This is a genomic window from Devosia sp., assembly GCF_036406155.1.
Lineage (GTDB): Bacteria > Pseudomonadota > Alphaproteobacteria > Rhizobiales > Devosiaceae > Devosia_A.
On the sequence record NZ_DASWVV010000039.1, the window covers coordinates 1 to 2,192 of the forward strand.

Annotated in this window: 3 protein-coding genes; 1 reads left to right on the forward strand and 2 read right to left on the reverse strand. The window is 70.0% G+C overall.

The genetic code is table 11. From position 1 onward, the window contains the following. Together VGD93_RS02485 and VGD93_RS02490 are read right to left on the reverse strand one after the other, a co-directional pair. The coding region (locus VGD93_RS02485; protein ID WP_395008851.1) for a biotin/lipoyl-binding protein at positions 1-289 on the reverse strand (289 nt) is incomplete at its 3' end. After that, positions 274-960, reverse strand: a complete 687-nt coding sequence (locus VGD93_RS02490) for a TetR/AcrR family transcriptional regulator (protein ID WP_395008853.1) — start codon at positions 958-960, stop codon at positions 274-276. The genes VGD93_RS02485 and VGD93_RS02490, both read right to left, overlap by 16 nt. A gap of 138 nt (positions 961-1,098) precedes the next feature. On the opposite strand from VGD93_RS02490, the gene VGD93_RS02495 reads away from it, so the two are divergent. Continuing rightward, the gene (locus VGD93_RS02495; RefSeq protein WP_395008855.1) at positions 1,099-2,115 is read left to right on the forward strand and encodes a Gfo/Idh/MocA family protein; all 1,017 of its coding nucleotides are present in this window, start codon (positions 1,099-1,101) and stop codon (positions 2,113-2,115) included. Positions 2,116-2,192: the final 77 nt, after the last annotated feature.

The following is a 2,192-nucleotide window of genomic DNA, read 5'->3' on the forward strand; positions in this document are numbered from 1 at the left end:
GGCTGCCGGTGGCGAGGTTCTGCGCATTGGCGGCGGCCACGGCGACGCGGGCCTCCGCCGCCCGCAGCAGGGCTGCCTGCTGGGCGCGCTCGAGCACGAACAGCACGGCGCCCGCGGCGACCGCCTCGCCCTCGCGCACGGCGAGGGTTTCGATACGGCCGGGAGCGGCCGGCGCGACATAGACGTAGTCGGCCTCGACATAGCCGTTCCAGCCCACGGCGGGGGCGGCCCCGAAGCCGGGCACGAGCGCGGCGGCGAGGGCGGCGAGCCAGCTCAGGAACTGGTCCATTGCCTGCTTCCCTGTGGCGCCCCGAGCCCGTCGAACAAGATGGTCAGGTGATTGTCGATGAGCCGGTCGATGGCGAGCCCCTCGGGCGGCGTAATGCCGAAGATCTCGGCCATGGCGACGTGCAGCACCACCGGCCCGACGATCGAGCGCACCGTGAGGTGCGGGTCGACCTGGCGCAGATAGCCCTCCTCGATGCCGCGCCGGACCAGCGCCTCCAGCATGGGGATGACCTCGTCGAGCACTTCGCGCCGATACATGCGGGCGAGCTCGGGAAAGCTCACCACTTCGCGGAAGACGAGCTTGGGGATGGCGATGACGCGCGGATCGTCGAGGCGGGTGGCGAGCGTCTTCATCACCGTGGCGATGACCGGCCGCGGGTCGCCCTCCCAGGCGCCGATGACGCCGAGCGCCGTGCGGGCGATGGGCACCAGGGCGCGGCGCACCAGGGCCTCGATGATCGCCTCCTTGGAGGGGAAATAGAGGTAGATCGCCCCCTTGGACAACCCTGCCCGGCGGGCGATGTCCTCGACCCGCGTTGCCGCGTAGCCCTGCTCGATGAACAGGTCGAGGGCCGCGTCCAGCACCTCGTCGGGGCGCGCCTCGGCGCGCCGGCGGAACTTGGGAACGCGGGTCGAACGCTCGTGCATCGCCACCCCTGGAGCCTCTCTCATGCTACTGACCTTGCGGTCAGCTGTCTTATAACTGACCGGCGGGTTATCAGCAAGACGCACCGCATGGCGCCGGCGCGGCACGCTGGACGGGCCGGCCCCGCTGGGCTAACTGTCGCAAGCGGCAAGCGGGAGGGTCGGATGGCTGACGGACGGAAAGTGCGCTGGGGGATCCTGTCCACCGCCAGGATCGGCCTCGACAAGGTCATTCCCGCCCTCCTCAAGTCGACACATTCCGAGGTGGTGGCGATCGCCTCGCGCGACCTCGCCCGCGCCCACACCGCCGTCGCCCATCTCGGCCTCAGGAGCCAGGCGCGCGCCTATGGCAGCTACGAGGAACTGCTGGCCGACCCCAATGTCGACGCCGTCTACAACCCGTTGCCCAACCATCTGCACGTGCCGCTGACCGTCGCCGCGGCCAAGGCCGGCAAGCACGTCTTGTGCGAAAAACCGATCGCGCTGAGCGCCGCCGAGGCCGAGCAGTTGCGGCAGTGTCCGTCCGACCGCATCGTCGCCGAGGCCTTCATGGTGCGCTACCATCCGCAATGGCAGCGCGCCCGCGACATCGCCCGCGCCGGCGAACTGGGCGAGATCCGGGCGGTGCGCGCCGTGTTCTGCTACCACAACGTCGACCCGCACAATGTGCGCAACCAGGCCGATATCGGCGGCGGCGGCATCATGGACATCGGCTGCTACCCGGTGGTCGGGGCGCGCTACCTGTTCGAGGCCGAGCCCCGGCGCGTCGTGGCGCTGGTCGACCGCGACCCCAATTTCAAGACCGACCGGCTGGCCAGCGTCATCGCCGATTTCGGCTACGGCCGGCAGTTGAGCTTCGTGTGCTCGACCCAGCTGGTGCCGCACCAGTCCATCGAGCTGATGGGCACCAAGGGGCGGGTCGAGATCATCATCCCGTTCAACCCGCCGCCCGACACCCCGACGGCGCTGCTCGTCGACGACGGCACCACGCTCGATACCTCGCTCTCCCGCCGCGAGATCATGCGCCCGGTCGACCAGTATACCGAGCAGGCGGAGGCCTTCGCCCTGGCCGTGCTGGGCGACAAGCCGCTCAACTGGGGCATCGACGACGCCATCCGCCAGATGCGCGTCCTCGACGCCATCTTCGCCAGCGAAAAATCCGGCGCCTGGGCCGAAATCTAGGCCGGTGCCGACGCCCGCCGCCAGCGCATGAGCGACCGCGTCCTCGTCACCGGCATTTCCGGCTTCCTCGGCGGCCA